Raw genomic sequence first — 5402 nt, forward strand, 5'->3', positions numbered from 1 at the left:
CGAAACCAATGTTGGTAATAAGGAACAACCCGAGGAACAACGCCACCGAACCATCAGGGACAAGCGTCATGAGGATCATCACGAGACCACCCGTCACCGCGGCTGCGCGGAGGAACTTGCGTTTGGCACCCGAAAAGTCGGCCACCGCCCCAAGGACCGGCATGATCGCGAACAACACGATCGCACCGATCGACACGACCCCGGACCACAGTGTCTGCCCGGACATCTGCACTCCAAACACGCCGTAACCGTCATCTGGCACGATGCCGTCGGTGAAGAACGGTGCGATCACCGCTCCCGCCATGACGATGTAGGCACTGTTCGCCCAGTCGTACATAGCCCAACCGAATATCACTTTAGAGCTATTGCGTACGCCCTTGTCGTCACCGGGGTTTGGTTGCATGGCACCACTGCTCATAGTTCCTTAGTCCTCGCCTGTACAACTCATTACATGAGGGTTACTTTGCCCCTACCTCCCCACATAGGAGGGACGCCTCCCCTAGAGCATTCATCGCGCGGGCGGGACAGCCCAGATTGCCGGATACGGAAACAGCGGGCGGGAGGAAGTGACCAGACAGCAAGTCAAATGTCTTGCGCTGGTTCCCCTTGTTTTCATCGACGTTAGCCGGTGTGTGGAAGGGCGACCAGCGCCAAGGGACAATCCGAAAGGGACAACAATGTCAGTCAGCACCACGTACCAGAAGAACAGCCGTATCGGTTCCGGCTACGACGTCTTCACCAAGACGAAGAAGGCAGAGCTCACCACAGCTGAGATCGCTAAGAAGGTCGGCATGGACGAGGCGAAGCGAGAGCGAAAGCTCGGCACATCGCCAAGTTCAACGGCCACCTGGTGAAGATCGACCAAGTCACCTTCAGGCTCGCAACAGACGACGAACCCGCTTCCTTCAAGGAGCATGTTCCACTCGCTCGCGCAGCCAACAAGCCAGCGCCGGCGTACTCCGCTGAGGAGCTGGATGACTCGACCGCAGCCAACCTGAAGACCATCGCGAAGCGGAGGGAATCAAGGGCTACTCGTCGATGAAGAAGGACGACCTGATCGACGCACTCGTAAACGTGAAAGCGTGATCGAGTAGACACAAACAAATGAAGGGACGGACCTCCACTGCGGGGTCGGTCCTTTCTGTCGTTTCGGGTCAATCATTGGCAGCCGTGTCTTCGCTTCCATCCGCGATTCGCCATGCACACAATAAGTGTCGTGATGGCGACGTCGAATTCTGTCGTAGGCCGCTCGTAAGCTGATGCGTGTAGTCGAGACCTTGGAGGTCATGGTGAGCAACACGAGCGGGTATCGAGGTCCCGCAGACCTGCTCGATCAAAACGGAGAGTTGATTCAGTCCGTTCGGGTCAACCTACGGCAGGATCGAAGCGGCGGACTTGCGCACTGGGGCGGCTCGATTGACCCGACCGATCACGGTGCAGGAGACTGGCAGAATGTCAGCAGGATTCGTCTGGAGACCGGCGAGATCGGTGATGTCATACTCGCCGAGTACAACGTCGCATCGGGCGGTCCGTTCGGTGCAAATCAGCGAGGTCATTTGCAAGGGTCAGGGCCGGCACCCTTCTGAGCCCATCCAGTGCTCTGATCGGAGCGATCTCCGCCACCGGAAGCGCAGTGGAAAGCCTCGGGTTGTGCGCATTTGTGCCTGATTGATACTTGTTGTGGGTGTTGCGGTGTTTCGTAGCATCTAGAGGACCCGGCTGGCCGTCTCTCTATGTGCCTGTCACCTTCGGGTTGGCTTTCTAACGAGCTGTTGGCCAGCCGGTGTCCTTGCTGGGGTGTGGCTCGAAAGAGGCGAGAACACGATCAACCCGAATCAGGAGTGCCCATCTCGGTTCCACCGTCAACGAGAAAGGCATTGTTATGACGATGATTGGGATCGATCCGCACAAGGCAACCCACACAGCGGTCGCTATCGACGACGATGAGAATGTGATCGACGAGTTCACACTCGAAGCCTCGAATGGCCAGGCAGAACGTCTGTGTGATTGGGCTGCAGGATACGGGAAGCGTGAGTGGGCTGTTGAGTCCGCGAACGGGCTCGGGTACTTGGTTGCCCGTCAGCTTGTCGCGGCGGGTGAGACGGTGTTTGATGTCCCGCCGGTGTTGGCGTCAAGGGTCCGATTGATGGGATCGGGACGCTCGCAGAAGAACGACCCGAATGATGCCCGTGCAATAGCGATCGCGGCGTTGCGTTCAGACCGCTTAACCGTCGTGGAACCTGATGATCATGTTGTCGTGTTGCGTCTGTTGGTGAAACGGCACCGCGACATGGCGAGGCTTCGCAACAAGCACTGCTCACGGCTCCACGCCCTCCTCCTCGAGGTAGAGGCTGGCGGGATCGGGGTGAAGATCAGTGCTACCAACGCATCCAGGCTCCTTGACAGCATCAATATTGGCGATGAGGCGACCCGGTATCGGACCCTGATTGCCCGCGAGGTCGTTGACGACATCGCCCATCTCGATGAGAAACTCAAAGCGTCCAAGAAGCGGATCTCGGTGGCAGTGCAAGCATCGGGGACATCTGTGACGGACATTGTTGGGATAGGTCCGATCGGTGCAGCAACCATCATTGGCTACACCAAGAACATCACCCGGTTCCCAACCAAGGGCCACTACGCCACCTACAACGCCACGGCACCGATCGAAGTGTCCTCAGCAGGCAACACGAGACACCGGTTGAACCTGCGTGGGAACCGGATCTTGAACCATGCTATCCATATCGCAGCTGTCACCCAGCTGCGACACGACACGAACGGCCGCGCCTATTTCGACAAGAAGATCGCTGAGGGCAAGACCCCGAAAGAAACGATCCGGGCGTTGAAACGACGCATCTCAGACGCCGTCTACAAGAGCCTCACCAACGACGCAACAAGAACCACCAGCTGAACAAGAGTGGGGTCCGGGAGGGCACCCAGGAACGACTCTGAATCCAGCGTGGCCAGCTTGCATCCTGAAAGCCGGCTCTTCGGATAAGCCACTCCCGAACCCAACACCAACGCTACGACCAACCGCGACACTCCGCCAGCGGATCACCCGAACGCGCCCGAAAAACATCCCCTTGACACAAAGAGGCTTCGTTATGTGCGGGTCACTTCACCTTGTCGAGGTCGTTGAGCTTCCATGAGTGGTCGAAGTAGGGCTTGAGCGGTGCGTACAGCCGGTAGATCACCGAGTAGCCCTTGCCCGGGACGGTGCGGATAAAGTTGGACTCGTAGCCGTCGGGCGCTTTGGGGCCGAGGTAGACGTCGACCGAACCGTCATCATTCTTCTTCAGGTTCTTGTAGGAGTTGATCGACGGAAAGTCGCTGCCGGCTGAGATGTCGTCGCGAACGAGCATCGATCGGGTTTCCGAGTCGTATACGATCAGCGACCAGAACTTCTCTGCGGGCACTTTGGGCGGAACGGTCAGCTTGTAGAGCATCCCACCGTCGAGGTAGTCCCCGTCGGCGTCCCGTGCTGCCCACAGGTACTGGGAGCCGGCGCCCACGACCTCCTTCACCATCGCCGGTGTGTTGCCGGTGGCGTAGTAGTAGAACAGTGATCTGGCATCCAGGTAGCGGTAGTTTCCGACCATGAACGTGTAGTCGCCACCGATCCAGCCCGACATCCAGTGCCGGTCTGTGTAGATGCGGTCTTTCGGGTCGCGGTTGGCATAGAGAATTGTCTTGGCCATCGCAGCGCCCATTCCGGCGGCGCGGGCCAGGATCTTCTTCGTCCGCTCATCCGGTTTGAATGGCTTCCCTTTGACGATCCCGATCGAGGCCAGCATCCCGTAATCCTCTGCTCCCACCGCTTGGTCGTATTCTTCGGCGACGAGCGCGGCCAGGTCGTCGAAGTAGCCGGAGTCCTCCCGCATGAGCTGGTTGACCACCTTGCCCGAGGCATTGACAAGGTCCAACGGAGGCGGGTCGCCCTTCTTGGCCAGCGGGTAGATCTTCATCGCCTTATAGCCAGCCACGGCTTGGTCGGGTTTCCCGTCCACCAGAAAGCCCCGCAGAACCACCCACACCCCATAGGTCGTCGACCGGCAGGTGAAGTAGCCATCGGGGACGTCACCTTTGTAGTCGGGAGGCAACACCAGATACTTGCCACCCTTGCCCTTGTCCGGGCCAGCCGCGCCGATGTCTTCAATGTAGCGGCACCACATGTCGTCGAGGATGCCGAGCAAGCCCGGAGGCGCATCGATCACCGTCGGCCCGTCTCGATGCAGGTCGAGGAACGTGAAAGCGTACACGACCTCGGAGTTGCCGGTGAGCATGAGCGTCTTGGCGTCCAGCAGATTCTCCCACACCGCAACCTTCTGCGGCTGTTGCGTCTTGCCCGGCAGGTCGTCGTCGACGCTGCGCCGCGCCGCGTACATCGACATCGCCGCCATGTGGCGCAAATAGACCTGCACCGCCCGCTGGTAGTCCAACTCGTCGTAGAGCTTCTGAGCCGTCTCAGGGGTCGGGAACCCATTCACGAACTTCAAATCGTCGGTTGTCAGATGTGCGTCCGTCATGATCCTCCCGAGTAGATGAACCCATCATCGCGTACTCGTGGCGACCCAGGCACCACCCGAAGCAGGTAGTCAGCAGCCGCCCATAACCGGCAATATGCTCGCCCCAGTTCTGAAGATGGCGTCGCCCGGTCCCGGACGTTCCCAGTAACTGTCTCGATTGTCCACGCGGGGACTCACGGGCAGCTGGCGTTCAGTTCGGTTCGAAAATTGTTGGTCGCGTTGTTGGTTCCACCCTGTATCTCGGGCCGCCACCTAGGGCCAGTGGTGGCAAGGCCCCGCACCCTCAATGGCCTACAACCCTTGGTACGTATCACGTCTAGCCCGGCAGAAGCCTTGGTACGCTTGACTCCAATTTGCCCCTGAGCTGACTACGGATCAGAAGGTTGGGTGTGCGAGTCCCTCCGGGCGATCCGGGAAGTCCTTACGGCGCAAGGCCTCGGGAGCGAGATGGACGCGTCTACCGGATGACGTCCGCGGGCTGCTCCGTCCACTCGCGTGTCTGTAAGAAGACGCGGCACAGTGCGACGTGTGCTTTTCGGAACTCCCTTCCAGGGACAACTCGACTTTTCGAAGTCGGTGCTCACGATGGGTACGCCGATCAGCAGCGGATGCTTGTCTGCCAACCGAGACCACTCAGCATGGTGTCACTGTGCGGTACGATATTTGAAGAGAGCCCTTCGGGCCGCCTTGGCGGTGGGCTTGTCAGGGTGCCCGTCGCCAATCGCGGAGAGAACCTGCTCGGTTTCGGGCAGCTTCACGCGCCACGCCTGTTCGACCATTGACAGGAGGCCGTCGGCGCCGGCGGCGGGTCCCGCCCAGGCGCCGACGGCTGCCACCGGTCCCCACAACTCGATTACGACGCCCAGCAAGCGCACGAAC

At 59.6% G+C, this 5402-nt stretch carries 6 protein-coding genes; 3 read left to right on the top strand and 3 right to left on the bottom strand.

The window, feature by feature from the left end; translation table 11 throughout:
• The coding region (locus tag IIC71_14930) for an MFS transporter (GenBank protein ID MCH7670474.1) at positions 1 to 418 on the bottom strand (418 nt) is incomplete at its 3' end.
• A 259-nt stretch (positions 419 to 677) separates the two neighbouring features.
• Here IIC71_14930 and IIC71_14935 point away from each other — a divergent pair.
• The 3 genes from IIC71_14935 (at position 678) to IIC71_14945 (ending at position 2908) form a co-directional block, all read left to right on the top strand.
• Complete coding sequence (locus tag IIC71_14935) at positions 678 to 854, top strand: hypothetical protein (protein MCH7670475.1); 177 nt, start codon at positions 678 to 680, stop codon at positions 852 to 854.
• A gap of 435 nt (positions 855 to 1289) precedes the next feature.
• Positions 1290 to 1586, top strand: a complete 297-nt coding sequence (locus IIC71_14940; protein MCH7670476.1) for a hypothetical protein — start codon at positions 1290 to 1292, stop codon at positions 1584 to 1586.
• A gap of 296 nt (positions 1587 to 1882) precedes the next feature.
• Positions 1883 to 2908, top strand: a complete 1026-nt coding sequence (locus tag IIC71_14945; protein MCH7670477.1) for an IS110 family transposase — start codon at positions 1883 to 1885, stop codon at positions 2906 to 2908.
• Positions 2909 to 3110: 202 nt separating this feature from the next.
• Here IIC71_14945 and IIC71_14950 read toward each other — a convergent pair whose 3' ends face one another.
• The gene (locus tag IIC71_14950) at positions 3111 to 4523 is read right to left on the bottom strand and encodes a DUF1254 domain-containing protein (GenBank protein MCH7670478.1); all 1413 of its coding nucleotides are present in this window, start codon (positions 4521 to 4523) and stop codon (positions 3111 to 3113) included.
• Positions 4524 to 5167: 644 nt separating this feature from the next.
• Positions 5168 to 5402 (bottom strand): hypothetical protein (locus IIC71_14955; GenBank protein MCH7670479.1); only part of this gene is annotated, 235 nt, incomplete at its 5' end.

The sequence above is a fragment of the Acidobacteriota bacterium genome (assembly GCA_022562055.1).
Lineage (GTDB): Bacteria > Actinomycetota > Acidimicrobiia > Spongiisociales > UBA5794 > BMS3BBIN02.